Raw genomic sequence first — 25124 nt, forward strand, 5'->3', positions numbered from 1 at the left:
ATGACGACTGTTCACGTCACCGAGGACACGATCAACCAGGCCCGCGTGCTGCGAGACGAGCTGCAGCGGTTCCTGCGCGAGTACGAGTTCGGGATGCGCGAGGTCGAGACGAAGATCTCGATCCTGCGCGACGAGTTCACGCACGACCACGCGTACAACCCCATCGAGCACGTGAAGAGTCGGCTGAAGTCGCCCGACAGCATCGTCGAGAAGATCGCCCGCAAGGGCATCGACGAGCCCGACTTCGACCGCATCCGCGCAGAGATCACCGACATCGCCGGTGTGCGCGTGACCTGCAGCTTCGTCGCCGACGTCTACCGACTGTTCGACCTGCTCACCGCGCAGGACGACGTCACCGTGCGCACGGTCAAGGACTACATCGCCCACCCCAAGGCCAACGGTTACAAGAGCCTGCACGCGATCATCGAGGTGCCCGTGTTCCTGTCGACCGGTGCGCTCTCGGTGCCGGTGGAAGTGCAGTTCCGCACGATAGCGATGGACTTCTGGGCGAGCCTCGAGCACAAGATCTACTACAAGTTCTCGAACCAGGTGCCCTCGCACCTCGTCGACAGCCTCTCGGATGCCGCGGATGCCGCCGCCGAACTCGACAGCCGCATGGAGCGACTGCACCGCGAGGCGCACGGGGTGCCGCAGCGCCAGCTCGCCCCGGCTCCCCCTCCCGCACCGCCGGCGATCCCGGACGCTCCCACCGATCCACGGGTGGTCGGGGTCTGACCGGGGCGCGCCCGCGCGAGAGCGTGTTGCGCGCGCAGCCGCGGTCCTGGGAGCATCGGCTGGTGGGGAGAACGCAGGAAGCCGAGGCCGTCGAGGCCGACACCGACGTCGACGAAGTCGCGAAGATCGACGAACTCGCGGGAGTCGACCGCGAACGGCAGCGGTGCGAGTGCGACCACGGCGACGACGACGGCTACCAGCCGTGCGGGCGCAAGGCGAAGTGGCGCGTCACGGTCGACTGCGTGTGCGGCGAGGGCCACCCGCGTCGGGTCGAGATCCTGTGCTCCCGTTGCATGCGCACGCTGCGGCAGTTCCAGGGACGCGAGGCCATCACCGTGCGGCGTCTCTGACCTGCGGGAGCGTCTTCCGTCGATCCTCACATCCGATCGCGCCTCGGCTCCGAACAACGGGGGATCACACCGGACCCGGTGGAACAGGAGACGATCATGGTGCAGCGCCGCAGTGGCAAGAGATTCCTCGTCTGGGCCGCCCTCGCGGGCGTGATCGGCGGTGGCGTCTTCCTCGCGACGGCCGAGCTGTTCGCGCTGCTCTTCGCGCGCGCGGCCAGTCCGATCCTCGCGGTCGGCGGGTTCGTGATCGACATCGTGCCGCAGCCCTTCAAGGAGTTCGCGATCGCCACCTTCGGCGAATACGACAAGATCGCGCTGCTGGCCGGCCTCGGTCTCGCGGTGTTCATCGCCTCGGCGATCGCCGGCATCCTGCAGCTGGTGCGTCCGCCGCTCGGCGTGATCGCTCTGGTGATCGCGGGCGTGCTCTCGACCGCGGCGATCGTGACCCGCGCCGCGGTGACCCCGCTCGCCTTCCTTCCGCCGGTGCTGGGAACCGTCGTGGGGTCGTTCGTCCTCGTTCTCCTGTGCCGGCGCCTGCGCGGGTGGAGGGCATCCGTGGTCGCAACGCCGGGGGAAGAGAACGACGACACGGTCTCCGCGGACGCCGCTGAGACCGGTGCCGACCTCGACGCTGCGGAACCTGCGCGGCCGGGGATCGACAGGCGCCGCTTCTTCGTCCTCGCCGCTCTCGCCGGAGCATCCGCGCTGGTGGTGGGTATCACGGCTCGCACGGTGAGCATGGCCGTGTCATCGGTGGAGGCGATCAGGAGCGCGCTCAAGCTGCCCTCCCCCCGCACGACGGTCGCGGTGCCGGACGGTGCCGAGCTCGACATCCCCGGGCTCAGCAAGCTGTTCACCCCGAACAAGGACTTCTACCGCGTCGACACGGCCCTCACGGTTCCCTCGATCGATCCGGACACCTGGCGTCTGGTGATCGACGGCATGGTCGACCAGCGTGTGGAGATGAGCTTCCAGGACCTCCTCGACATGGGCCTCGACGAGTACGCCATCACGCTCACGTGCGTGTCGAACGAGGTCGGCGGCGAGCTCGTCGGGAACGCGAAGTGGCTCGGGGTGCCGTTGCGCGACGTGCTCAAGAAGGCGGGTGTGAAGTCCGGCGCCGACATGGTGCTCTCGCGCAGCGTCGACGGCTACACCGCGAGCACGCCGCTGTCGGCACTCACCGATGACGACCTCGATGCGATCCTCGCTGTCGGGATGAACGGTGAACCGCTCCCGCTCGAGCACGGTTTCCCTGTGCGGATGGTGGTTCCGGGACTCTACGGGTACGTGTCGGCGACCAAGTGGCTCACGGAGCTCAAGGTGACGACGTTCGCCCAGGACGAGGCGTACTGGACGCCGCGTGGCTACAGCGCCGAGGCGCCGATCAAGTTCGCCTCTCGCGTCGACACCCCCAAGATCGGCGAGGCGGTCGCGGCCGGGAAGATCCCGATCGCCGGAGTCGCCTGGGCGCAGTCGGTCGGCATCGAGCGTGTGGAGGTGAGCATCGACGACGGCGACTGGGTTCAGGCCACCCTGTCGGCGCCGATCAACGACGACACCTGGGTGCAGTGGTTCATGGAGTGGGATGCCACACCGGGCACGCACTATGTCGCGGTGCGCGCGGTGAACAAGAACGGCGACCTGCAGATCCAGGAGCGGGCACCCATCGCGCCGAACGGATCGTCGGGCTGGCAGCGTTCGCTCATCCGGGTCAACTGAGACCCGTGCGCGGTCACCCGCTCGGGCCTATGGTGGGAGCCATGGGCCCGTTCCCCGCACTCGTGATCACCGTCTCGGACCGCTCGTTCTCCGGAGAACGCGAGGATCGGGGAGGCCCGATCGCCGTGGGGCTGCTGCGTGAGGCAGGGTGGCACTGCCCCGACGCGGAGGTCATCGCCGACGGTGCGGGGTCGGTGGCGGATGCCCTGCGCCGAGCCGCCGCACGTGGCATCCGCCTGGTCGTGACCACCGGTGGGACGGGCGTCGGCCCACGTGATCTGACACCCGAGGGGACGCGGCGTGTGATCACCCGCGAGCTTCCCGGCATCGCCGAGGAGCTGCGTCGTCGCGGCCTCGCCGACACCCCGCTGTCCGTGCTGTCGCGCGGGCTCGCCGGCATCGTCGACCCGGCGGGCATGCTCGTGGTGAACCTGCCCGGCTCGACCCGCGCTGTCGCCTCCGGTGTACCCGTGGTGCTCGGCGTCGCCGCGCACATCCTGGATCAAGTGGAGGGCGGAGACCACTCATGAACGACGTGCGAATCGCAGCGGTATCGGAAGCGCGACTCGATCTGGATGCGCACCTGGCGGCGGTCGAAGATCCCCGGCTGGGAGCGGTGACGACCTTCGTCGGTCGCGTGCGCGACAACGACCCGGACGCCGAGACGCCCGTGGTCGGACTGGAGTACAGCGCGCACCCCGATGCGGAGGCGGCACTGCGAAGGATCGCCCAGGAGGCCGGTGCCGGAGCGGAGGCCCCCGCCGTGGTGGCGGTGAGCCATCGCATCGGACGCCTCGACGTCGGCGATGCGGCCGTCGTGATCGCGGTCGCCTCCGAGCACCGCGCCGAGGCGTTCGAGGTGTGCCGGGCCGTCATCGAGGCGATCAAGGCAGACCTGCCGGTGTGGAAGCGTCAGCTCGAGGTCGACGGGACGTCGTCGTGGAAGGGCATCGGCGGCTGAGCCCCTCGCACCATCGCCGTTCTCGGCGCGTCACCTGCATGAGGTCTTGCCGTATGCAGGAGGAAACGCCGGCCGGCGATCATGCAGGTGGCCGGCGGTCATGCACGTGGTGCGCGGTCAGCCGCCCGCGAAGGGCGGGAGCACGTCGATGAGCTCCGCGTCGTCGAGGGCGATGTCGCCGTCGGTGCGCACCCCGTCGACGAGCACCGCGCAGCGCGGCAGGATGTCGGCGAGAGCCGGATGCTCAGCCACGACGGCGGTCCGCAGAGCCAGGAGGGAACGTTCGCCGCGCTCCTCCTCGCCCGTCCCCGCGGCCTCTGCGGCGGCGGCGAAGTAGCGCACCCGCGTCATCGGGCATCTCCGAGGGCGGCTTCTCCGGGGCGCACCCAGTCGCCCGAGCGCCCACCCGACTTCGCCACGATGCGCACGTCTTCGATCACGACCGCGCGGTCGACGCCCTTGATCATGTCGACGACCGCCAGAGCGGTGACCGAGACGGCGGTGAGAGCCTCCATCTCCACCCCGGTGCGATCTGCGGTGCCCACGGTCGCCTCGATGCGAACGCCGTCGTCGACGATGTCGAGCTCGACGCTCGCGCGGTGCACCCCGATCACGTGCGCGAGCGGCAGCAGCGAAGGCGTGGACTTGGCCGCCTGGATACCGGCGATGCGCGCCACGGCGAGCACGTCGCCCTTCGGTACGGTGCCGTCGCGGAGGGCGGCGATCACGTCGGTGCTGCAGCGCACGAAACCACGGGCGGTCGCGGTGCGGACAGTCGGCTGCTTCGCGGTCACATCGACCATGTGCGCGCGGCCGCCGGCGTCAAGGTGGGGAAAGCTCATCCGACCAGCATGACATCGATCACATCGCCCACGGCGACGGTCTCAACCTCGGCCGGCACGATCGCGAACGCGTGCGCACGAGCGAGTCCGCCGGCGAGATGGGATCCCGATCCGCCGGCGGTCGCAGGACGCACCGTGCGCGCGGCGAGGTCGACCACGGCCGGCAGGTACTGGCGACGTCCCGGGGGCGGCGTCCACGATGCGTCGGCGGTGAACGGCGCACGAGGGCGGTGGATCAGGGCACGCCCCTGCATCGCGAGCAGGGCGGGGCGCACGAACACCTCGAACGACACCGCCACGCTCACGGGGTTCCCCGGCAGGCCGAACACCAGGCACCCGTCATCGAGCACTCCGAAGGCCTGCGGCTTGCCGGGCTGCATGGCGACCGCGCTGAACTCGACCTGTCCGCCGCCGTCGAAGGCCCCGCGCACGGGCTCGTAGGCCCCCGCGCTCACCCCGCCGGTGAACACGATCACATCGGCGCCGAGGGCGAGGGCTTCGGCGGTCACCGCCCTGACGGCGCCCGCCTCGTCCGGAACGCGCGCGACCAGCACCACCTCGGCATCGGCCTCGGAGACCAGTTGTTCGAGCAGCGGTCCGTTGGAGTCGGGGATGCGCCCGCGGGTGGGGGATTCCCCCGGTGCGAGCAGTTCGCTCCCGGTCGACACCACCGCCACGCGCGGAGCTCGCGTCACCGAGACCTCGGCGACCCCGGCGGCGACCGCGGCGGCCAGCTGGAAAGGACCCAGGCGCTCGCCGGCGTGCACGACCTCGTCGCCTGCGTGCAGGTCGGCCCCGCGTCGGCGCACGAACACCCCGGGCTTCGCCGGAGCGCGCAACACCCTCACCTCGTCGAGCGAGTCGGCGAGGCCACCGGCCGTGTCCTCGAACGGCACGATCACGTCGGCGTCGGTGGGGGTGGGGGATCCGGTCATGATGCGGGCGGCTTCGCCCACGCCGAGCGGGGGGTCGAGGTCGACGCCCGCGGGGAGGTCGGCGACCACGCGCAGAGTGACCGGGTTCTCCTCGGAGGCCTCAGAGACATCGGCGCCGCGCACGGCGAAGCCGTCCATCGCGGAGTTGTCGAACAGGGGGATGTCGTGGGCGGCGGCTGCGGGAGCGGCGAGGGTGCGTCCTGCGGCATCAGCCACCGGACGCGCCTCGCTCTCGATCAGGCGGACGGCATCGAGCACACGGGCGAGCTGCTCCTCGACCGTGCGGCGGCCGGTCATGCGCGCACCGCCCTCGTCGCCGCGGATGCCGGACGGATCGGTATCTCGTGCTGGCGGGAGGTGAGCGCATCGATCATCGCGAGCCGACCGAGCAGCGGTTCGCCGGCACCGCTCAGGAGCTTGATCACCTCGCCCGCCAGCAGCCCGCCGACCTGCACACACAGGGCTCCGAGAACACCGACCTGAGCGCAGCTGGGCGGCTCGCCCTCGGTGCCCAGCGGGAAGAGGTCGGCGAGCACCACCGGCTCCCCCTCCGGCGGGTCCGACCAGAACACCGTGGCCTGCGCATGCCACTCCTGCACGGCACCCCACACGAGGGGGAGTCCGAGCGCTTCGGCCGCCGCGGCCACATCGCGGCGGGTCGCGAACGAATCGCTCGTGTCGACCACCACATCGGCGCCGGCGAGCAGGCGTTCGGCGTTGACGGCGTCGAGGCGTTCGGGCACCTGGGTCACCACGGTCTGCGGAGCGAGGGCGGTGATGGCGCGCGCGGCGGATGCGGTCTTCAACGCTCCGATGTCCTCCACCCGGTGCGCCAGCTGGCGCTGCAGGTTGGTGAGCTCCACTATGTCATCGTCGATCACCGTGATGGTGCCGATTCCCGCGGCGGCCAGGGCGAGCAGCACGGGGGAGCCGAGCCCTCCCGCGCCGATGATCGTGACATGCGCGGCGTTGAGGCGGCGCTGGCCTTCTTCGCCGATGCCGGAGAGCACCGCGTGCCGGGCCGTGCGGACGAGTTCTTCGGGGTCCAGCGCGGCGACGGGGGCGACGAGGGGCTGCATGGGTTCAGCGTATGCCCCCGGTTCTGGCCTCGAGCGCATCGTCGACGACCGCGAACACCTCGGGATCCCAGGTGAGCGCCCGCTCCCACGGCAGGCCGAAGGCGTCGGCGAAGAAGATGCTGTGCACGTCGTCGTCGAAGCTGTGACGGACAGCGCGGGGGAGGACCTCGCTCGGCACGTCGTCCGCCCGAGCGCTCCGCTGCGACACGAGCCCGTCGTGCGGCCACAGCTGGAGCGGTTCGGACGCCGTGTGGAAGTGGCCGGCGCCGATCGCGGTGACGGCGATCGTGTCGAGCACTCCGACCTGGGTCGCATTCCACTCGCGCAGGAACCGGCGCGAGACCTGGTCGGCAGCGCCCTGCGAGTTCTCGGCGGCGTAGCTGCGCGATCTCTCCAGGATCTGGGCGGTCCCCTCGTCGCCGGCGGCGTCGTTCGCGGAGATCTCGCCGGTGAGCACATCGCCGAGCAGCGAACCCTCCCACGGGGTCCCGAGGGTGAGGAGTCGATGCACCGACGGTCCGGCCCCCTGCAGATGGCGGATCGCCGCGCGGGAGAACAGCCCGCCCATCGAGTGCGCGACGAGGTCGACGTCGGTGAAGCCGTGTTCCTCGCCGAGCCACCGCAGGAATGCGGCCAAGCGGGCACCGCCCTCGTCGATCCCGCCGACCGCGTTGACGGTCATCTCTGCGGGCAGCACGACGGGCGCATCAGCGAAACCCTGCCACCCGGCGTCTTCCCTGACCTCGCCGTCTCCGATGCGGGCGGGTGCGGTGAAGACCGCAGCGCCACGCTCGAGAAGATGAGCGCGAAGGGCGGTGAGCGTGTTGCCGGCGGCGAGGCCCGACCCGCTGGCGCGGTCGGGATCCGTGAACGGTGTCACTGCAGCACCGCCCGATACGAGAACGACAGCATCCGCCATGGTGTTCCTTCCGAAGACCTACGCGGTCAGGATAGGGCAGAACGCGGGTGCTCTGACGACGGTCGATCGGATCGCCCGTGTCGCCTCAGCGCGCGGCATCCGTCATCGAGCCGAGCTCGGACGGGTGGGTGAGTCGCCACCACTCGGACGGCGAGTCGATGCTGCCTTTGATCTGGACCCGGGCGGTGACGGTGTTCGGGCCCGCGGTCCAGGTGACGCTCCCCACGACCGAGCCGTCCCGATAGGTCGGCGGAGTCTCGATGTCCATCGTCACGGTGATCGGCGTGTCCGACCAGGTGAAGATCGATGCCGCCTCTCCGATGACCAGTCGCGCGGTGTCGCCCCACGGCGTCGAGATCGTGCCGATCTCCTGTCCTGAGGTCGCGACCGGCACCTGGTGGAAACCGGCGCGGACGCTGTCCAGAGTGGCGATCACGCTGGCGTTCACCGACTCGCGCGAGGGTCCTCCGAGCACGACACCGGTCACCGCGAGAGGGTCGGTGGTGCCCACGACGAGGGTCGCGGTGTACAGCAGGCTGTAGGTGCCCTCGCCGAGGCTGCCGGTCTTCAACCCCGTGATGCCGCTGGTTCCGAGAAGTCCGTTGGTGTTGTAGAGCGGGCCGGCGCCGGGGAGTGAGATCGATGGGGTCGCGACGATCTGAGCGATCACCGGATTCGCGGCGGCGAGCTTCCCGATCGCCAGGAGGTCGGCGGGCGTGCTCGTGTTGCGGGGGCTGATCCCCGTGGGCTCGGTGATCGTCGTGCCCGTCAGCCCATGGGCGGCGAGCCAGTCGCGCGTCGCGCCGAGGAACGCGCTCTGCGATCCGAAGATCCGGGATGACAGCGCCTCGGCGTAGTTGCTCGCCGAGGGGATCAGCATGGCGGCCAGGGCATCGCGCAGCGACATCGAGGTGCCGGTGGGCATGGGGGCGATGGTCGCCCCCATCACGTAGTACCTGTCGTAGAGGTCGTGATCGGATTTGTCGAACGTGATCGTCGGTCCGGGGTCTTCTGCGGAGGCGAGCGGGGAGGCCTCGAGGATGACCAACGCGGTGATGAGCTTCGTGATGCTCGCGATGGGGAGCGGCTCGCCGGTGCCGCTCGACGTCCAGATTCCACTCGCCGACTCGCCCAGGTAGGCGTCCGCGCCGGAGACGCTGATCGCCGAGGCGCCGACCGGGGGCGTGGCGACCGCCGCCGCATCGACGGTCGGGGCCTGCGGTGTCTGTGTGGTCATAGTGGGCGCACCGACGGGAGCGGTGAGAGCCCACCCGACGTAACCGCCGGTCGCGGCCAGCAACAGGACGACGCAGACCGCCGTGATGAGGAGACCGCGGCGCCTGCGCCTTCGGCGGACTACCGGATCGACGAGATCACGAGGGGAGAGGAACTCCTGCTCGTGCGTCATCAGCTCGGCGAAGTCGGACAGGTCGTCCGCCGGTGGATTCGGTGCCGTCATGGTGATAGTCATCATGTCGGACATCCGACGCACGCGGTATCGGCCATTCGGGGGGACACAGGGACCGCGGCGTGTGGGAGGGGAGTGATCGGCCACCCAGAGTCGCAGAGTCGGAGATTATCGATGAATATCTCCGTATCTGCGGTAGATTCACTTCATGCAGACCTACCGGATCGCCCGTGCCGCGCAGCTGCTCGGGGTGAGCGACGACACGGTTCGTCGATGGATCGAGCAGGGGCTGCTGCCGGTCACCGATGCGGTTCCGGCAGAGATCCCCGGGGATGCCGTCGCGGCGCGAGCCGTCGCCCTCGCGGAGGAGGCGAAGAAGGCCGGAGACGTGCTCTCCAGCGCCCGCAACCGCTTCGTCGGCATCGTCACCCGGGTGCAGGTCGACGGGTTGATGGCACAGATCGACATCCAATCCGGACCGCATCGGGTCGTCTCGCTGATCTCGTCCGAAGCGGTGCGCGAACTCCGGCTCGAGGTCGGTTCGCTCGCCACCGCATCCGTCAAGGCGACCCAGGTCGTCGTCGAGGTCCCGAAGGGCTGACATGAACCGCACGTTCCGCCGTTCCGCGGTCGCCGTCCTCGCCGCCGTCGCGCTCGCCCTCGCGGGCTGTGCGAGCGCCGACGGGAGCACGGCGACACCGACGATTGCGGAGGGCGGCCTGAGCGGAGACCTCACGGTCTACGCCGCCGCCTCCCTCAGCGGGGCCTTCGACGCGATCGGGGAGGCCTTCACCGCCGAGAACCCGGGCGTGAGGTTCAGCCCCGTGTATGACGGCTCGTCGACCCTGGTCACGCAGATCCTCGAAGGCGCGCCGGCCGACGTGTTCGCATCCGCCGACGAGGCCAACATGGACAAGGCGACCGATGCCGCGGTGGATCCTGCGTTGTTCGCCTCCAACACCCTCGTGATCGCCGTGCCGACCGGCAACCCGGGCGAGGTCGGGGCACTGGCCGATCTGGCCGACGTGACCACGGTGCTGTGCGCGCCGGAGGTGCCCTGCGGTGCGGCCTCCGCGAAGCTGCTCTCCACGGCGGGCGTGACGGTCGACGCCGCGAGTCTCGAGCAGAACGTGACGGCCGTGCTCACGAAGGTCGCCGCCTCCGAAGCCGACGCCGGACTCGTGTACGCCACCGACGTGATCGGTCGTGACGATGTCGAGGTGATCGTGCCCGACGGCGCCGACGAGGTCGTCAACCACTACCCGATCACCGCGCTCTCCGACGCGCCGAACGTCGAGGCGGCCGAGGCGTTCGTGGCCTTCGTGCTGTCGGCGGAGGGTCAGAGGATCCTGGCGGACTTCGGCTTCGGAGCCCCGTGAGCGCGGCACCTGCGCACGGATACGCTCCGCGCGCTCTCGCAGTTCCCGCCCTCGTCGGACTGGTCTTCCTGGTCCTGCCGCTCACCGCTCTCGTCGCGCGGGTGCAGTGGTCGACCTTCCTCGCGGATGTGACGTCGCAGGCTGCGCTCTCGGCACTCCTGCTCTCGCTCGGCACCGGCCTCGTGGCCACCGTCGTGTGCATCATCGTGGGCGTGCCACTCGCGCTGTACATCGCCCGCTCCGGCCCTCGACTGGCAGCGGTGCTGCGCGCCGTCGTCACGGTGCCACTGGTGCTGCCGCCGATGGTGGGCGGTGTCGCGCTGCTGTACCTGTTCGGGCGTGCAGGGTGGCTCGGCGGACTCGGTCTGTCCTTCAGCACCCCGGCGGTGGTGCTGGCGCAGACGTTCGTCGCGCTGCCGTTCCTGGTGCTGGCCGTGGAGGGTGTGGTGCGCACCTCGGGTGTGGACTACGAACGCACGGCGGCGGCGCTCGGAGCCGGCCGATGGACGATCCTGCGCCGCATCACCCTGCCGCTCGCGGCTCCGGGCATCGTCGCCGGCGTCGTGCTGTGCTTCGCGCGGGCCATCGGCGAGTTCGGCGCGACGGCGCTGTTCGCCGGAAATCGGCCTGGGGTCACGCAGACAATGCCGCTGGCGATCTACACGGCGTTCAACGGAGCGGGAGTGTCGCAGGGCACGGCGGTCGCCCTCGCGCTGCTGCTGCTCGCCACCGCGATCGTCGTACTGCTGCTGGTGCGCGGCTGGCGGCCGGGGGTGACACGATGACTCCGTCGGAGCACCACGCCGCCGCAGCGCCGGGGCTGCGGGCGCAGGTGGTCGTCGAACGCGAGCACTTCGCCGTCGAGGTCGCGGTGCAGGTCGCGGTCGGTGAGACCGTCGCCATCATGGGGCCCAGTGGTGCGGGCAAATCGACCCTGCTGCAGGCGCTCGCAGGGCTCGAGCCGCTGACTGCAGGGGAGATCGAGGTCGACGGACGCGTGGTCGACCGCGTCGCCGCTCCGCGCGTGCGGACCGCACCCATGAACCGGGGCATCGTGCTGCTCGGCCAGGATGCGCGGCTGTTCCCCCACCTGTCGGTGCGCGAGAACGTCGCCTTCGGCCCTCGCGCGGCAGGAGAGGACGCCCGCACCGCGCGCGACTCGGCCGATGAGTGGCTTGCACGCGTCGGACTCCCCGGAGCGGGGGATCGCATGCCGCGCGAGCTCTCCGGCGGCGAAGGGCAGCGCGTCGCGGTCGCCAGAGCGCTCGCCGCATCTCCGCGCGCGGTGCTGCTCGACGAACCGCTGGTGGCGCTCGATCCGGCGACGGCGGGCGACATCCGACAGATGCTGCGCGATCAGCTCACCGGGATCACCACGCTCGCGGTCACGCACGACGCCGCGGACGCCGTCGCGCTGGCTGACCGTCTCGTGGTCATCGAGTCGGGGCGTGTCACGCAGACCGGACCCGTGCGCGACGTGCTGTCTGCGCCCGCCTCGGACTTCGTCGCCTCGATCGCGGGCGTCAATCGGCTGGTGGGCGTCGCGGCGGACGGCGGGTGGCGCAGCGGTCACCGGCGTCTCGCGAGCACGGATGCCGCCTCGCTCGCGCTCGCCGCGGTCGTGGGCTCGCCGCTCGCCGCCGTGTTCCGTCCCGAGCATGTGCAGGTCGTCGGTGATGCGGAATCGGATGCCTGGGAGACCGAGGTCACACGACTCGAATCCACGCTCGCCGGGGTGCGGGTGCAGACCGAGTCGTGCGCGGTCGATGTCTCGCTCGCCGAAGCGGACGGGCTCGCGCCGGGGGATCAGGTCCGCCTGCGGATAGACCCCGAGCGCGTGCGCTTCGTATCCGTGGTCTGAGCAGCCCCGGGGAGGCCGTCGCAACGCTGACAATCTCCCGCTCGCCGTCGCCGAGGCGGCCCCGACCGAGTCTCGGCGGGTTAGTCTCGAACGATGACGGGGAGCGGGGGAGCGCCATGACGGCCGTACCGGTCGTGATCGGTGTGCGCCCGCCGCACGCCGCATCGGCGCCGCAGGCGGCCGGCCAGGAGGCCCTCAGTGGCGGTCTCGTCGACACGCATGGCCGTGTGCATCGTGATCTGCGCATCTCGCTCACCGACCGCTGCTCGCTGCGCTGCACCTATTGCATGCCCGAGCAGGGCAACGAATGGCTCGCCCGCACGAGCATCCTCTCCACCGACGAGATCGTCGAGGTCGCCGAGGTCGCCGCCGCTCTCGGCATCCGCACGTTCCGCCTCACCGGCGGCGAGCCGCTGCTGCGGAGCGACATCGTCGAGGTCGTGCGGCGCATCGCCCGCATCGAGGGGGAGGACGGCCCCGTCGAGGTCGCGATGACCACCAACGGCATCAGCCTCGCCCCGAAGCTCCCCGACCTGATCGATGCCGGACTCACGCGCCTCAACATCAGCATCGACACGGTCGACCGTCAGCGCTTCGCCGATCTCACCCGGCGCGACCGACTAGACGACGTGTTCGAGGGCATCGCCGCGGCCGCGGCCTCGTCCCTCCGCCCTCTCAAGCTGAACGCGGTCGCCATGCGCGGCATCAACGACGACGAGCTGGTCGACCTCGTGGAGTTCGCGATGAGGATGGGCGCGCAGCTGCGCTTCATCGAGCAGATGCCGCTGGATGCCGGACACACCTGGGACCGAGCCTCGATGGTCACGCGCGAGGAGATCCTCGCATCCCTGGGCGAGCGTTGGCGTCTCGACCCGGTCGAGGGTCGTGGGGGAGCGCCGGCCGAGAAGTGGCGCATCGACGGCGGACCGCACGAGGTGGGTGTGATCGCCTCGGTCACCGCCCCGTTCTGCGGCGCCTGCGACCGTCTGCGCCTGACCGCCGACGGTCAGCTGCGCAACTGTCTGTTCTCGAACGTCGAGTACGACCTGGTCGACGTGCTTCGCGGCGCCGACGCCGTACCGGGCGCGCGTGCCGGGGGGATCGCCGCGATGCTGCGTTCCTGCGTGCACGGCAAGCTCCCGGGACACGCGATCAACGACCCCTCGTTCCTGCAGCCGGCGCGCGGCATGAACGCGATCGGCGGCTGAGCGCGGGTCGAACATGACCCTCCCGGTCCGAGTTCTCGGCGTGTGGGCCGAGGGGGCGCGCGGGACCGACTCAAGGCACAGGGGGTGCACGGATGTGGGAGCCGATCGGGCAGGGGCGTGACGGGTACCGCCTGACGATCCGGGCGACGCGAGTCTCCATGCGCCAGCTCGTGGCGATCATCGTCGGCTGCGTGGCTGTGGGAGGGTCCGCTGCCACGGCGGCGTTGATCGCGATCTCCCTCGAGACCGATTCCATCCTCGGCAGGTCCGGTGTCGTCGCGGTCGCCGGTGGCGTGGCTGTCGTCATCGTGCTCGCCCTGTTGTGGATCTTCGCCTGGCGAAGGAAGCGCTACGTCATCGAGTGGGATGACGGGGGGGATCCGGATCATGGGTGCCGGGGTGGAGCGAGCGCTCCCCTGGGCCTCCATCGCTCGTGTGCTGATCCGCCTCGACACGGACTACGCCCGCGTCGAGGTGAGGGGCACGGGCGGCGAGTCCGTGACGCTTTTGGCCGGATTCGGCTCCCAAGACGTGAAGAAGGCCCACGCGATCGACCCGATTCCGGGAGAGGTCGCCGACCTGCTGCACCGCCATCTTTCTGTTGAACAGCCGAGCAGGAGAGACGCCCTCGGCCTGCACGTCTTCCTGCGGAAACTGCACGCCGCCGCGTGAGCGCGGCAGTCGGCAACGAGGGGCTTTATTTTCGTATACACAATTCCGTGATTTTCGTATACAGTAAGTGCATGAGTGAGCACCTGGTGAACGGAAAGCCCGTCACTGACGAGCAGATTCAGGCGTGGGCGGACGAGGCCGAGGCCGGCTACGACTTGTCGAAACTCCCGAAACCGCGTCGAGGTCGACCGACGGTGGGCGATGGCCCCGGCGCGGTGATCCCTGTGCGGCTCGATGCGACCACGATCGCAGCGCTGACAGCGCGCGCTGATGCCGAGGGTATCGCCACGCGTTCTGAGGCGATTCGCGCCGCAGTGCGCGAGTGGGCGCACGTTGCCTGACCTGCACCGATCAGCCCGCAAACACTACCGGCGCGACCAGCTCGACGACTCTTCCGTGCTTTATGCCGTCGAGCATGTCCTGCACTCGCGCCCGCTCGACGACGAAGACGACCCGCGCCGCTGGCTTATGATCGCCGCCGACCCTTCAGGCCGCCTCCTCGAGCTCGTCGTGCTGATCTACGACGACAGTTACGAGCTGATCATCCACGCGATGAAGGCCCGAGCTCAGTACCTCGACGAGCTGTAGATCGATTCTCTTCCACCTCTAGGCGAGGAACTCCCGGGCCGCGGCCGAGAGGGCGGTCACGCCGACCTCGATCGTCGGGTGGATCTCTGGCGCGAAGAACGGCGAGTGGTTGGTGGGGATGTCCTCCCCGAGGCGACCGGCGGCGACCGCCTCGGCGAACCGCGTGGGGTCGATGCCGCCCCAGAACCAGAACACGAGAGGCACTCCGGCGTCGCGGGCGAACCATGAGACGTCCTCGCTGCCGGTGAACATGCCGGGGTCGATGACGGCCGCCTCGCCCAGCGCGCGCTGCAGCGCTGCGGTGACGCGTGCGGTGGCGTGCTCGTCGTTGATCGTGGCCGGCAGTGTGTGATCGGTGCGGATCTCGGGCTCGCGCTCGGCGCCCGAGGCCGTGGCCTCGGCCCGCACGATGCGCTCCACGCTCGCGAGCACCTTCTCGCGCGTCTCCTCGTTCGGGTAGCGCAGGCTCAGTTCGAGCTTCGCCTCGGCGGGGATGATGTTGTTCTTGAGGCCGGCGTGGATCGAGCCGACCGTCACGACCGCGACGCCCTGCGGATCGATCTCGCGGGAGGCGATGGTCTGGGGGGGGGGGGGGGGGGGGGAGCCGTGTCCGCCGCGCCCGTGCAGGGTGACGGTGAGCCCGTCGGAGGCCGCCATCTGCGTGCCGCTGCGCACGCCGATCACGCCGGCGGGAAGCGGCGTGACGTGCTGGCCGAGCACCACGTCGGGCTTCGGGTAGCGGTCGAGGATGCCGTCGTCCAGCATCGCGCGCGCCCCGGCGCCGTACTCCTCGGCGGGCTGGATCAGCACGACGAGGGTTCCCGACCAGCCGGAGCGCTCGGAGACGAGCTTCTCGACCGCGCCGATCATGGCGGTGACGTGCATGTCGTGACCGCAGGCGTGCATGACGGGAACGGTCGTGCCCGCCGGGTCGATGCCCTTGGCGGTGCTCGCGTACGACAGGCCGGTCTGCTCCTCGACCGGGAGCGCGTCCATGTCGGCCCGAACCCACACGACCGGACCTTCGCCGTTTCGCAGCACGCCGACGACGCCGGTGACTCCGACGCCCTCTTCGACCTCGAGGCCCAGGTCGCGCAGATGCTGGGCGGCGATGCCGGCGGTGCGCGTCTCCTGGAACGAGAGCTCGGGGTGCTGGTGCAGGTCGATGTAGAGCGCTTCGAGATCGATCGTCATGGCCCGAGCCTAGCCCTGCGAGCGGCTCGTGCCGAGGGTGCGCGATCGACGGATCAGGCGGGGTGCACGTAGGTCGGCAGTTGCGGCCCCGGGCGCAGCACGGCGTTCACGATCGCCTGGATCGCGAACTCGCTCGTCTCCCCGAGCTCGACGGTCCCGGGGTGCAGGAGCCACTGCAGCTGCAGGCCGTCCATCACCGCGAGGATCGCGGCGGAGGCTGCGGCGATGGTGTCCGGATCGCGCACGCCCTCCTGGGCGCACAGCTCGTGGAATGCGGCGGTGACTTCTCGACGCAGGGTCGTGTACCGCTCCTCGAAGTAGTCCCTGGCGGGGTGGTCGTCGGTCACGGACTCGGCGGAGAGCACCGTGTACGCCTGCACGATGCCGGGCCGTTTCTCGTTCGCGAATGCCGTGCGCACCAGGTGCAGGAACAGCTCGGGTCCGCCGGGGATGTGCTTCTCCGCGAGCTCCGCGACGTCGGCCTGATCGCGGTAGGCGAGCACCTCGAGCAACAGCTTCTGCTTCGAGCCGAAGTGGTGGAGGACGCCCGCATGCGTGATGCCGACCTGCTCAGCCACATCGGCCAGGGTGCCGTTGGTCGACCCCTTGTTGCCGAAGATCTCCACGGCCGCCTTGAGGATCTGCTCGCGCTTCGCGAGGGTCGCCGGGCGCACGCGCACGGTCTGGTCGCTGTCTGACACCGCGGCCTCCTCTCCATCGTCGGATTGTGCTTGCGATCAAACTTACTACTCGGTAACCTCACGGAAGCTTACTTTCTCGACAGTAAGCAAATCACGACAGTCGGCGGACTCCCCGTCCTCCGGCGACGCCGCACAAAGACCCGTGCCCCTAGGAGAAGCAATGAAGCTCAGAAAGTCTCTGATCGCCGTGACCGCGATCACCGCCCTCGGCGTATCGGCCCTCGCCGGTTGCTCGACAGGCGGTGGATCCGACGAGGGTGCCGGCTCCGCATCCCTCACCATCGCCAAGCCAGACGGCGCGATCACCACCGAGTCGAACAACCCCTTCGTCGGTGATTCCTCCGCGTCGAAGTACGGCTACGGCAAGGTGATCTTCGAGACCCTCGGCCTCGTGAACCAGACCGGCGACCGCGGCGTGACCCCGTGGCTCGCCGAGAGCATCGAGTGGAACGACGACTACACCGTTCTCACGGTCGTCCCTCGCAAGGACGTCACCTGGAGTGACGGCACGCCCTTCACCGCCGACGACATCGTCTTCTCATACGAGCTCGTCTCCACCCCGGCTCTGGACACGGCCGGCCTGCAGTTCGAGGGGGCCGTGGTCGAGGGCGACGCGGTCGTGCTGACCTTCGCCGAGTCGAAGTACGTCAACCAGGCCCGCGTGCTGCACGTGCCGATCGTCCCGAAGCACATCTGGGAGAACCTCGACGACCCGGCCACGAACCCCGTCAAGGGCGACGACCTCGTGGGCACCGGCCCCTACGTGCTCTCGAACTGGTCGACGGAGTCGGTCACCCTCGAAGCCCGCGACGACTACTGGGGCGGTGACCTCGCGGTGCCCGAGCTGCACTACGTCTCCTACGGCGACAACACCGCGCTCACCACGGCACTCGCCAACGGCGACGCCGACTGGGCTCAGGCGTTCATCCCGCAGATCGAGGAGCAGTTCCTCTCGGCCGACCCCGAGCACAACAAGTTCTGGGCGGCGCCCACCACCGGTTCCGCGACGCTGTTCATGAACCTCCAGCAGAAGCCGTTCGACGACCCCGCATTCCGTCAGGCTCTCGCCTGGGTGATCGACCGCGACGCCTACGTCGACATCGCGCGTGAAGGCGCGAGCGAGCCCGTCTGGTCGGTCACAGGCCTCTCCTCGATCCTCGACGACGAGATCCAGCCCGAGTTCACGGACAAGGAGTACGCGGTCGACGCCGAGAAGGCCCGCGATCTGCTCACCACCGCCGGCTACACCTGGAAGGACGACGCGCTGATCGACCCCGACGGCGAGCCTGTGTCGTTCACGCTCTCGGTCCCCTCCGGATGGAGCGACTGGAACACCGCGCAGGAGCTGATCGCCGAAGACGTCACCGAGGCCATCGGCGCCGAGGTCAAGATCGACATGCCGGATTGGGGCGGCTGGGCCGACCCCCGCGACAACGGCACGTTCTCGGCGATCATCCACTGGCTCGAGGACAGCGGCACGGCGTACGGCCTCTACACCTCGACCATGGATCCGCGCTGGATCTCGCCCGAGGGCAAGGCCGGCTTCAACTTCGGTCGCTTCGACGACCCGGTGGCGACGGCGGCGCTGAACACCTACGCCAACGCCTCGTCGGACGAAGAGCGCACGACGGCCCTCGACACGCTGCAGACGATCTTCTCCGAGCAGGTGCCGGCCATCCCGCTGGGCGCGCACCCGCTGCTGGGTGAGTTCAACACCCGCAACTACGTCGGGTGGCCCTCGGACGAGGACCCGTACGCGTCGGCCGACCCGACGCAGCAGAACATCGTGCAGATCCTCACGAAGCTGAAGCCCGCCGAGTAGGCACCATCCTGCAGGGGAGCCCGCGCCGAGGGCGGTGCGGGCTCCCCGATCAGATCGACGAAGGACACCCCATGCCAGAACCCCTGCTCAGCGTGCGCGACTTCTCGGTCGTGTACGACGTCGATCCCCCCGTCGAGGCGGTGAAGAACGTCACCCTCGAACTGCAGCGCGGCGAGATCCTCGGCCTCGCCGGGGAGAGCGGATGCGGAAAGACCACCCTCGCCTACGGCGTGCAGCGCCTGCTGCGCGCACCGGCCGTCATCACCGGCGGCAGCGTGACCTTCCATGACGTCACCGGCGTCGACATCGACATCAACGCTCTCGATGTCGACGCGATGCAGCGGTTCCGCTGGGACAAGGTGTCGATGGTGTTCCAGGGGGCGATGAACGCCCTCAATCCGGTGGCGACGATCGGGTCGCAGCTGGAGGACGTCTTCGAGGTCCACCGTCCCGACATGAATCGCGCGCAGCGGCGTGCCGAGTCCGAGGAGCTGCTGGAGATCGTCAAGGTCGGACGCCAGCGCATGCGCTCCTTCCCGCACGAGCTCTCCGGCGGCATGCGCCAGCGCGTGATGATCGCGATGGCCCTCGCCCTGCGCCCGCAGCTGATGGTCATGGACGAGCCCACGACCGCCCTCGACGTGCTGGTGCAGCGGGAGATCCTCAAGCAGATCTCGCAGCTGCGGCACGAGTTCGGCTTCTCGGTGATCTTCATCACCCACGACCTTCCTCTCCTCTTGGAGATCAGCGACCGGATCGCGATCATGCGCGAGGGCGAGATCATCGAACTCGCGACCGCGGAGCGCATCTGGACGCAGCCCGCGCACGAATACACGAAGACGCTGCTGTCGTCGTTCCCCCGACTCACCGGGGAGAGAGGGGTGCTGGTGCGATGACCACCCTCGAATTCCGAAGCGTCACGAAGGCCTACAACGTCCGCGGCGCCGGCCAGATCAAAGCCCTCGACGATGTGAGCTTCACCCTGACCTCCGGGCAGACGATCGGGCTGGTCGGCCAGTCCGGAAGCGGCAAGTCCACGATCGCGAAGATCCTCACCCAGCTCGAGACCCCGACCAGCGGAGAAGTGCTGCTCGACGGCGCACCCATCCCTCGGCGAGGCAGGGGTCTGCGGAAGTACCGGCAGCAGCTGCGCATGGTGTTCCAGGACCCGTTCGCCTCGCTCAACCCGTACCACTCGATCCGCTACCACCTGGAGCGTCCGATCCGCCTCGACGATGTCGTGCCGAAGCGGGAGACGGAGGCCGAGGTGCGCCGACTCCTCGACCGCGTGCGCCTGGATGCGGACGCCGTGATCGACCGCCGCCCGCACGAGCTGTCGGGCGGCCAGCGGCAGCGGGTGGCCATCGCGCGTGCCCTCGCCTCGCGTCCCTCGCTCCTGGTCGCCGACGAGCCCGTGTCGATGCTCGATGTCTCGATCCGCCTCGGTGTGCTGAACCTGCTCGCCGACCTGCAGCGCGAAGAGGGGCTCGGCGTGCTCTACATCACCCACGACCTCGCCACCGCCCGCCACTTCAGCGACGAGATCATGGTGCTCAACCAGGGCCGCGTCGTGGAGTACGGCGCCGCCGACGACGTGATCCTCAACCCGCAGGACCCGTACACGCGCGAACTGCGATCTGCTTCCCCCGACCCGGACAAGTTCTTCGCACAGGCAACATCGACCGGAGGCGCACTGTGAGCACCGCGTTCCCCCAGCTCGACGACGACGACCTCGTCGCCCGCGACGCCCTCGAGGTGGGCACCACCGCGACCGCGGCAGAACGCGGACGACGGCGCGTGCCATGGCGCTTCTTCGCCGGTCGCGCGGCCTTCTACCTGTTCACGCTCTGGGCCGCCATCACGATCAACTTCTTCCTGCCGCGCTTCATGAAGGGCGATGCGGTCAGCTCGTACCTCGCACGCAACCGCAGCGTGAGCCCCGAGGCCGAGGCGTCGCTGCGCATCCTGCTCGGCATCGACACGGACAAGTCGATCTGGCAGCAGTACATCGAGTACTGGGGGATGCTGCTGCGCGGCGATCTCGGCATCTCGACGCTGCACGGTCTGCGCCCGGTCGCGGAGGTGCTCGCGTCAGCCCTGCCGTGGACGCTCGGCCTGGTCGGCATCGCGACCATCATCTCGTTCACGATCGGCACCGTCGCCGGAGCGGTCGTCGGATGGAAGCGCGGCAGCAAGCTCGACGCGATCATCCCGGTGACGACGTTCTTCAACACCATCCCGTACTTCTGGCTGGGCCTCATCGCGATCGCGATCTTCTCCTCCACCCTGAAGTGGTTCCCCTCATCGCATGCCTACGACAAGGGGCAATCCCCGGAATGGAGCTTCGACTTCATCGGGCAGGTGATCATGCACGGCACGCTGCCGGCACTGACCATCGTGGTCGCCTCGCTCGGCGGCTGGGTGCTCGGCATGCGCAACATGATGCTGACCGTGCTCGACGACGACTACATCACGGTCGCTCAGGCCAAGGGCATGCCCAACAAGCGGGTGCTCTGGGGCTACGCCGCCCGAAACGCGGTGCTGCCGCAGGTGCAGAGCTTCGCGCTGTCGATCGGGTTCATCGTCGGCGGCACCATCGTGATGGAGATGGTGTTCAGCTATCCGGGCGTCGGCAAGCTCCTGCTCGATGCCACCAACGCCAAGGACTTCGCCCTCATGCAGGGCGTGTTCCTCGTGATCACGCTGTCGGTGCTCGTGGCCAACATCCTCGCGGATGTGGTCTACGCCTACCTCGACCCGCGCACGCGCCAGATGGAGTCCTGACATGACCGTTCCCACCACCGCCCACAGCACGGCGCCCGACGGATCGGCCGTCGTCTCCGGCATGCCGGAGACCGCCACGCTGCGCACCCCGCCCGCCGCCGCCCCGCCGCGCAAGACGTTCTGGTCGCAGCTCTCCCAGGCGTTCGCGATGTTCCGCAACCCCAAGTCGATCGCCGGGCTCATCATCCTCGGGGTGTTCGTGCTCATCGCCATCCTCGCGCCGTGGATCTCGCCGTACGGTCCGACGCAGAAGGACCGCACCGCCCTGCGCCAGCCCCCCTCCTGGGAGCACTGGCTGGGCACGACGCACATGGGGGAGGACGTGCTGAGCCAGATCATCTACGGCACCCGTGGCGTCATCGTGGTCGGCTTCCTCGCCGCCTTCATCGCCACGATCATCGCGATCACCATCGGTGTGATCGCCGGGTACGTGCGCGGCTGGAAGAGCGAGTCGCTGTCGGCGCTGACCAACGTGTTCCTGGTGATCCCCGGCATCCCGCTGATCATCATCATCGCCTCCCAGTTCGAGAACCCGCCCCTGATCGTGATCGCCGCCGTGCTCGGCATCACGGGATGGGCCTGGGGCGCCCGAGTGCTGCGTGCCCAGACGATGTCGCTGCGCAACCGCGACTTCATCCAGGCCGCGCGCGCCAACGGTGAACCGCTGCGCCGCATCATCACGGTCGAGATGCTGCCGAACCTGATGGCGCTCATCGCCTCGAGCTTCGTCGGGACCGTGACGGCGGCCATCCTCGGTCTCACCACGCTGGCGTTCATCGGGGTGATCCCGGTGAGCAACCTGAACTGGGGCACCATCCTGTTCTGGGCCCAGCAGAACGGCGCGTTCCCGCGTCTGTGGTGGTGGTACGTGCCCGCCGGCCTCTGCATCGCGATCATCGGCGTCGCCCTCTCGCTCATCAACTTCGGCATCGACGAGTACGTCAACCCGCGCCTGCGCTCCGCGGGCGAGCGGGCCAGAGCGATGAAGAAGAAGGGGCTGAACGTGAACGACGCCGTCACGGCCGTCCGCAGCGTGCCCCTGCCCGAGAAGGCTCCCGATCCCGTAACCTCGACGACTTCCCCAGACTCCTCGAAGACCTCGACCCAGAACACGAAGTGATGACCTCTCAGACTCTGACCACGCAGCTCCCGTACCAGGACCCCGCTCTCTCGATCCCCGAACGCGTGGCCGACCTCCTCAGCCGCATGACGCTGGAGGAGAAGGTCGGGCAGATGCTCCAGCTCGACGCCCGCGACGACATCGACGACCACATCGCCCGCCGTCACGCCGGATCGATCCTGCACACCTCGCCGGAGCGCATCCTGCGGGCGAACGAGCTCACGGCGCAGACCCGGCTCCGCATCCCGCTGCTGGTGGCGGAGGACTGCATCCACGGGCACTCGTTCTGGCCGGGAGCGACGATCTACCCCACGCAGCTCGGCATGGCCGCGTCGTGGGATTCCGACCTCGTCGAGCGCGTCGCCCGCGCGACCGCCGAAGAGGTCGCGGTGACCGGCATCCACTGGACGTTCTCTCCCGTGCTGTGCATCGCGCGCGACCTGCGCTGGGGTCGCATCGACGAGACCTTCGGCGAAGACCCGTTCCTGATCGGCGAGCTGGCCTCGGCGATGGTGCGCGGCTACCAGGGCGACGGACTCGACGATCCGACCGCGATCCTCGCGACCGCCAAGCACTTCGCCGGGTATTCCGAGACGCAGGGCGGGCGTGATGCGAGCGAGGCCGACATCTCACGGCGCAAGCTGCGCTCGTGGTTCCTGCCGCCGTTCGAGCGCGTCGCCCGCGAAGGATGCCGCACGTTCATGCTCGGCTATCAGACCACCGACGGCGTGCCGATCACGACCAACGACTGGCTGCTCAGCGACGTGCTGCGCGGTGAGTGGGGCTACACCGGCACGCTCATCACCGACTGGGACAACGTCGGTCGCATGGTGTGGGAGCAGCGGATCCAGCCCGACATCACGCACGCGGCCGCGGCAGCCGTGCGGGCGGGCAACGACATGATCATGACCACTCCGTCGTTCTTCGAAGGAGCGCTGGACGCGGTGGCCGAGGGCATGCTCGCCGACGACGCGTTCGATGCGGCGGCCGCGCGCATCCTCACGCTCAAGTTCGAGTTGGGGTTGTTCGAGAACCCGCGTCTTCCCGGAACCGAGCTCGACGCCGTGGTGGGCAGTGCGGCGCACGCCGAGCTGAACCTCGAGGTCGCCCGACGCTCGCTGGTGCTGCTCGAGAACGACGGTGTGCTGCCGCTCGACCCCGCGTCGGCGCTGAAGGTCGCCGTGACCGGGCCTCTCGCCGACGATGCCCAGACACAGCTCGGCGACTGGGCAGGCGGCTCCGGTCAGGCGGGCTGGCTCGACGGCCAGCCCCGCGAGATGATCACGACCGTGCTCGACGGTCTGCAGTCGGTCGACGGCTGGACCATCACGCACGCCCGCGGCGCCGACATCCTCACGCTCGAAGAAGACCCGCAGGGGCCGTTCTTCCCCGACAAGCAGCCGCGTCCGCCGGTGGTGAAGGCCTGCGAGCCGGATGCCGCGCTGATCGCGGAGGCCGTCGCCGCGGCATCCGACTCCGACGTCGTCGTGGCGGTCGTCGGCGACCGGATCGAGCTGGTCGGCGAAGGGCGCTCCACTGCGACGCTCGAGCTCATCGGCGGGCAGAACGCCCTGATCGATGCGCTCATCGCGACCGGCACGCCCGTCGTGATCGTGCTGCTCGCCTCGAAGCCGCTCGTGCTCCCGGCATCGGCATCGAAGGCCGCCGCCGTGATCTGGGCGGCGAACCCCGGCATGCAGGGCGGGCGCGCACTCGCCGACATCATCTCCGGCGCGGCCGAACCGTCGGGGCACCTGCCGATCTCGTTCGCGCGCCACGTCGGCCAGCAGCCGACCTATTACAACCAGATCCGCGGACAGCACGGCGATCGCTATGCCGACCTCACGCAGTCGCCCGCCTGGGCATTCGGCGAGGGCCTCTCGTACACGACGGTGGAGTACTCCGACCTGACGCTCGACGCGACTTCGCTGCGGGAGTCCGACACCATCGTCGGTCATGTCACGGTGTCGAACACCGGGGAGCGGTCCGTGCGCGAGACCGTGCAGGTGTACGTGCGCGACTCCGTGACGAGCGCGAGCTGGACCGACAAGGAGCTCAAGACCTTCCGTCAGGTCGACCTCGCCCCCGGCGAGTCCGCGCGCGTGCGGGTGGAGCTGCCGGTCGCCGACTGCACGATCGTGGATGCCGCGGGCAACCGCATCGTCGAGGCCGGCGCCTTCGAGCTGCTCGTCGGCCCCAGCTCCCGCGACGAGGCTCTCCTCTCCGCGGACTTCGAGGTCGCCTGACCTGTCGTAGCCCTGGCCCGCCGAGACCCACGCCCCTCGCCGAGACCCACTGCCGCCGACGTCTGTGGCGATGGGTCTGGCGGGCGAGCGTGGGTCTCGGCGATAGTGACGCGGCGACGCGAGGGTTCAGTCCTGCAAGCGCTGGGGGCCGGCGCCCTGGGTGCCCAGGGCGTCGTCGGGGTTGAGCAGGCCGCACGCCTTCATCGACAGGCAGCCGCAGCCGATGCATCCGGTGAGTTCGCGTTCGAGTCGTTCGATGCCCTCACGGCGCTTCTCGAGTTCGCGCTTCCAGCGCCTCGAGGCCCGCTGCCAGTCGGCGTGGCTCGGAGTCTCGGTCAGGGGCACGTCGGCGAAAGCCGTCTGCACGTCGGACAGCGGGATGCCGAGGCGTTTGGCGACCGTGATGAGCGAGACGCGGCGCAGCATGTGCCGGGCGTAGCGGCGCTGGTTCCCGGGAGTGCGGGTCGAGGCGATGAGACCGAGCGACTCGTAGAAGTGCAGAGCGGAAGCGGCGACTCCGGTGCGCCTGGTCATCTCGCCGATCGTCAGCGGCTCGTCGGGTGCGTGCGGACTCATCCCGGTGCCTTCCTCGATTTGA

At 69.4% G+C, this 25124-nt stretch carries 28 protein-coding genes; 19 read left to right on the top strand and 9 right to left on the bottom strand.

The features are described 5' to 3' along the window. The 5 genes from ASD13_RS11630 (at position 1) to ASD13_RS11650 (ending at position 3768) form a co-directional block, all read left to right on the top strand. The gene (locus ASD13_RS11630; RefSeq protein WP_055869293.1) at positions 1-735 is read left to right on the top strand and encodes a GTP pyrophosphokinase; all 735 of its coding nucleotides are present in this window, start codon (positions 1-3) and stop codon (positions 733-735) included. Between the two features lie 62 nt (positions 736-797). After that, positions 798-1085: a hypothetical protein gene (locus tag ASD13_RS11635; protein WP_055869294.1), complete on the top strand. Its 288-nt coding sequence runs from the start codon at positions 798-800 to the stop codon at positions 1083-1085. Positions 1086-1181: 96 nt separating this feature from the next. Further along, positions 1182-2807 carry a molybdopterin-dependent oxidoreductase gene (locus ASD13_RS11640; RefSeq protein WP_055871103.1) on the top strand — a complete coding sequence of 542 codons (1626 nt, stop codon included), beginning with the start codon at positions 1182-1184 and terminating at the stop codon, positions 2805-2807. A 41-nt stretch (positions 2808-2848) separates the two neighbouring features. Further along, on the top strand, positions 2849-3337 hold the full coding sequence (locus ASD13_RS11645) for a MogA/MoaB family molybdenum cofactor biosynthesis protein (protein WP_055869295.1): 489 nt from the start codon (positions 2849-2851) through the stop codon (positions 3335-3337). After that, positions 3334-3768, top strand: coding sequence for a molybdenum cofactor biosynthesis protein MoaE (locus tag ASD13_RS11650; protein ID WP_017831259.1), 435 nt, complete (start codon positions 3334-3336; stop codon positions 3766-3768). The genes ASD13_RS11645 and ASD13_RS11650 overlap by 4 nt, the downstream gene beginning before the upstream one ends. 117 nt (positions 3769-3885) lie before the next feature. On the opposite strand, the gene ASD13_RS11655 is transcribed toward ASD13_RS11650, so the two are convergent. From ASD13_RS11655 to ASD13_RS11680, 6 genes are all read right to left on the bottom strand, one after another. After that, positions 3886-4119 (bottom strand): MoaD/ThiS family protein, encoded by a 234-nt coding sequence (locus ASD13_RS11655; RefSeq protein ID WP_055869296.1) that lies wholly within the window; start codon positions 4117-4119, stop codon positions 3886-3888. Further along, positions 4116-4610 (bottom strand): cyclic pyranopterin monophosphate synthase MoaC, encoded by a 495-nt coding sequence (gene moaC, locus ASD13_RS11660; protein WP_055869297.1) that lies wholly within the window; start codon positions 4608-4610, stop codon positions 4116-4118. The genes ASD13_RS11655 and moaC overlap by 4 nt, the downstream gene beginning before the upstream one ends. After that, entirely contained in the window at positions 4607-5842 is a 1236-nt protein-coding gene (locus tag ASD13_RS11665; protein WP_055869298.1) for a molybdopterin molybdotransferase MoeA, read from the bottom strand. The genes moaC and ASD13_RS11665 overlap by 4 nt, the downstream gene beginning before the upstream one ends. After that, positions 5839-6624 (bottom strand): HesA/MoeB/ThiF family protein, encoded by a 786-nt coding sequence (locus tag ASD13_RS11670; protein WP_055869299.1) that lies wholly within the window; start codon positions 6622-6624, stop codon positions 5839-5841. The genes ASD13_RS11665 and ASD13_RS11670 overlap by 4 nt, the downstream gene beginning before the upstream one ends. Positions 6625-6628: 4 nt before the next feature. Continuing rightward, positions 6629-7543 (bottom strand): esterase/lipase family protein, encoded by a 915-nt coding sequence (locus ASD13_RS11675; protein WP_055869300.1) that lies wholly within the window; start codon positions 7541-7543, stop codon positions 6629-6631. Positions 7544-7628: 85 nt separating this feature from the next. Further along, a complete protein-coding gene (locus tag ASD13_RS11680) occupies positions 7629-9017 on the bottom strand; it encodes a D-alanyl-D-alanine carboxypeptidase family protein (RefSeq protein ID WP_235562571.1) in 1389 nt (462 codons plus the stop codon). Positions 9018-9159: 142 nt separating this feature from the next. Here ASD13_RS11680 and ASD13_RS11685 point away from each other — a divergent pair, with 142 nt between their 5' ends. From ASD13_RS11685 to ASD13_RS11725, 8 genes are all read left to right on the top strand, one after another. Beyond that, on the top strand, positions 9160-9552 hold the full coding sequence (locus ASD13_RS11685) for a TOBE domain-containing protein (RefSeq protein ID WP_017831266.1): 393 nt from the start codon (positions 9160-9162) through the stop codon (positions 9550-9552). Position 9553: 1 nt separating this feature from the next. Next, on the top strand, positions 9554-10330 hold the full coding sequence (modA, locus tag ASD13_RS11690; protein ID WP_055869302.1) for a molybdate ABC transporter substrate-binding protein: 777 nt from the start codon (positions 9554-9556) through the stop codon (positions 10328-10330). Further along, a complete protein-coding gene (gene modB, locus ASD13_RS11695) occupies positions 10327-11115 on the top strand; it encodes a molybdate ABC transporter permease subunit (protein ID WP_055869303.1) in 789 nt (262 codons plus the stop codon). The genes modA and modB overlap by 4 nt, the downstream gene beginning before the upstream one ends. After that, entirely contained in the window at positions 11112-12191 is a 1080-nt protein-coding gene (locus tag ASD13_RS11700; RefSeq protein ID WP_055869304.1) for a sulfate/molybdate ABC transporter ATP-binding protein, read from the top strand. The genes modB and ASD13_RS11700 overlap by 4 nt, the downstream gene beginning before the upstream one ends. A gap of 116 nt (positions 12192-12307) precedes the next feature. After that, on the top strand, positions 12308-13399 hold the full coding sequence (moaA, locus tag ASD13_RS11705) for a GTP 3',8-cyclase MoaA (protein WP_055869305.1): 1092 nt from the start codon (positions 12308-12310) through the stop codon (positions 13397-13399). A gap of 387 nt (positions 13400-13786) precedes the next feature. After that, on the top strand, positions 13787-14071 hold the full coding sequence (locus tag ASD13_RS11715; protein WP_157535628.1) for a hypothetical protein: 285 nt from the start codon (positions 13787-13789) through the stop codon (positions 14069-14071). A 71-nt stretch (positions 14072-14142) separates the two neighbouring features. Next, a complete protein-coding gene (locus tag ASD13_RS11720) occupies positions 14143-14412 on the top strand; it encodes a ribbon-helix-helix domain-containing protein (RefSeq protein ID WP_055869308.1) in 270 nt (89 codons plus the stop codon). A gap of 55 nt (positions 14413-14467) precedes the next feature. Further along, on the top strand, positions 14468-14659 hold the full coding sequence (locus ASD13_RS11725; RefSeq protein ID WP_235562572.1) for a toxin: 192 nt from the start codon (positions 14468-14470) through the stop codon (positions 14657-14659). An 18-nt stretch (positions 14660-14677) separates the two neighbouring features. On the opposite strand, the gene ASD13_RS11730 is transcribed toward ASD13_RS11725, so the two are convergent. Together ASD13_RS11730 and ASD13_RS11735 are read right to left on the bottom strand one after the other, a co-directional pair. Next, positions 14678-15853 carry an amidohydrolase gene (locus ASD13_RS11730; RefSeq protein ID WP_055869310.1) on the bottom strand — a complete coding sequence of 392 codons (1176 nt, stop codon included), beginning with the start codon at positions 15851-15853 and terminating at the stop codon, positions 14678-14680. A gap of 53 nt (positions 15854-15906) precedes the next feature. After that, positions 15907-16554, bottom strand: coding sequence for a TetR/AcrR family transcriptional regulator (locus ASD13_RS11735; protein WP_055869311.1), 648 nt, complete (start codon positions 16552-16554; stop codon positions 15907-15909). A gap of 160 nt (positions 16555-16714) precedes the next feature. Here ASD13_RS11735 and ASD13_RS11740 point away from each other — a divergent pair, with 160 nt between their 5' ends. The 6 genes from ASD13_RS11740 (at position 16715) to ASD13_RS11765 (ending at position 24526) form a co-directional block, all read left to right on the top strand. Continuing rightward, complete coding sequence (locus tag ASD13_RS11740) at positions 16715-18376, top strand: ABC transporter substrate-binding protein (protein WP_055869312.1); 1662 nt, start codon at positions 16715-16717, stop codon at positions 18374-18376. Between the two features lie 71 nt (positions 18377-18447). Next, the gene (locus ASD13_RS11745; RefSeq protein WP_055869313.1) at positions 18448-19272 is read left to right on the top strand and encodes an ABC transporter ATP-binding protein; all 825 of its coding nucleotides are present in this window, start codon (positions 18448-18450) and stop codon (positions 19270-19272) included. Further along, the gene (locus ASD13_RS11750) at positions 19269-20075 is read left to right on the top strand and encodes an ABC transporter ATP-binding protein (protein WP_055869314.1); all 807 of its coding nucleotides are present in this window, start codon (positions 19269-19271) and stop codon (positions 20073-20075) included. Before ASD13_RS11745 ends, ASD13_RS11750 begins: the two co-directional genes overlap by 4 nt. Beyond that, positions 20072-21160, top strand: a complete 1089-nt coding sequence (locus ASD13_RS11755) for an ABC transporter permease (RefSeq protein ID WP_055869315.1) — start codon at positions 20072-20074, stop codon at positions 21158-21160. The genes ASD13_RS11750 and ASD13_RS11755 overlap by 4 nt, the downstream gene beginning before the upstream one ends. Before the next feature lies 1 nt (position 21161). Continuing rightward, positions 21162-22280, top strand: a complete 1119-nt coding sequence (locus ASD13_RS11760) for an ABC transporter permease (RefSeq protein ID WP_055869316.1) — start codon at positions 21162-21164, stop codon at positions 22278-22280. After that, complete coding sequence (locus tag ASD13_RS11765; RefSeq protein ID WP_055869317.1) at positions 22280-24526, top strand: glycoside hydrolase family 3 N-terminal domain-containing protein; 2247 nt, start codon at positions 22280-22282, stop codon at positions 24524-24526. The genes ASD13_RS11760 and ASD13_RS11765 overlap by 1 nt, the downstream gene beginning before the upstream one ends. Before the next feature lie 126 nt (positions 24527-24652). Here the strand turns inward: ASD13_RS11765 and soxR are convergent, their stop codons facing one another. Then, the gene (gene soxR, locus ASD13_RS11770; protein ID WP_055869318.1) at positions 24653-25102 is read right to left on the bottom strand and encodes a redox-sensitive transcriptional activator SoxR; all 450 of its coding nucleotides are present in this window, start codon (positions 25100-25102) and stop codon (positions 24653-24655) included. Positions 25103-25124: the final 22 nt, after the last annotated feature.

It is taken from the genome of Microbacterium sp. Root1433D1 (assembly GCF_001426835.1).
Taxonomy (GTDB): domain Bacteria; phylum Actinomycetota; class Actinomycetes; order Actinomycetales; family Microbacteriaceae; genus Microbacterium; species Microbacterium maritypicum.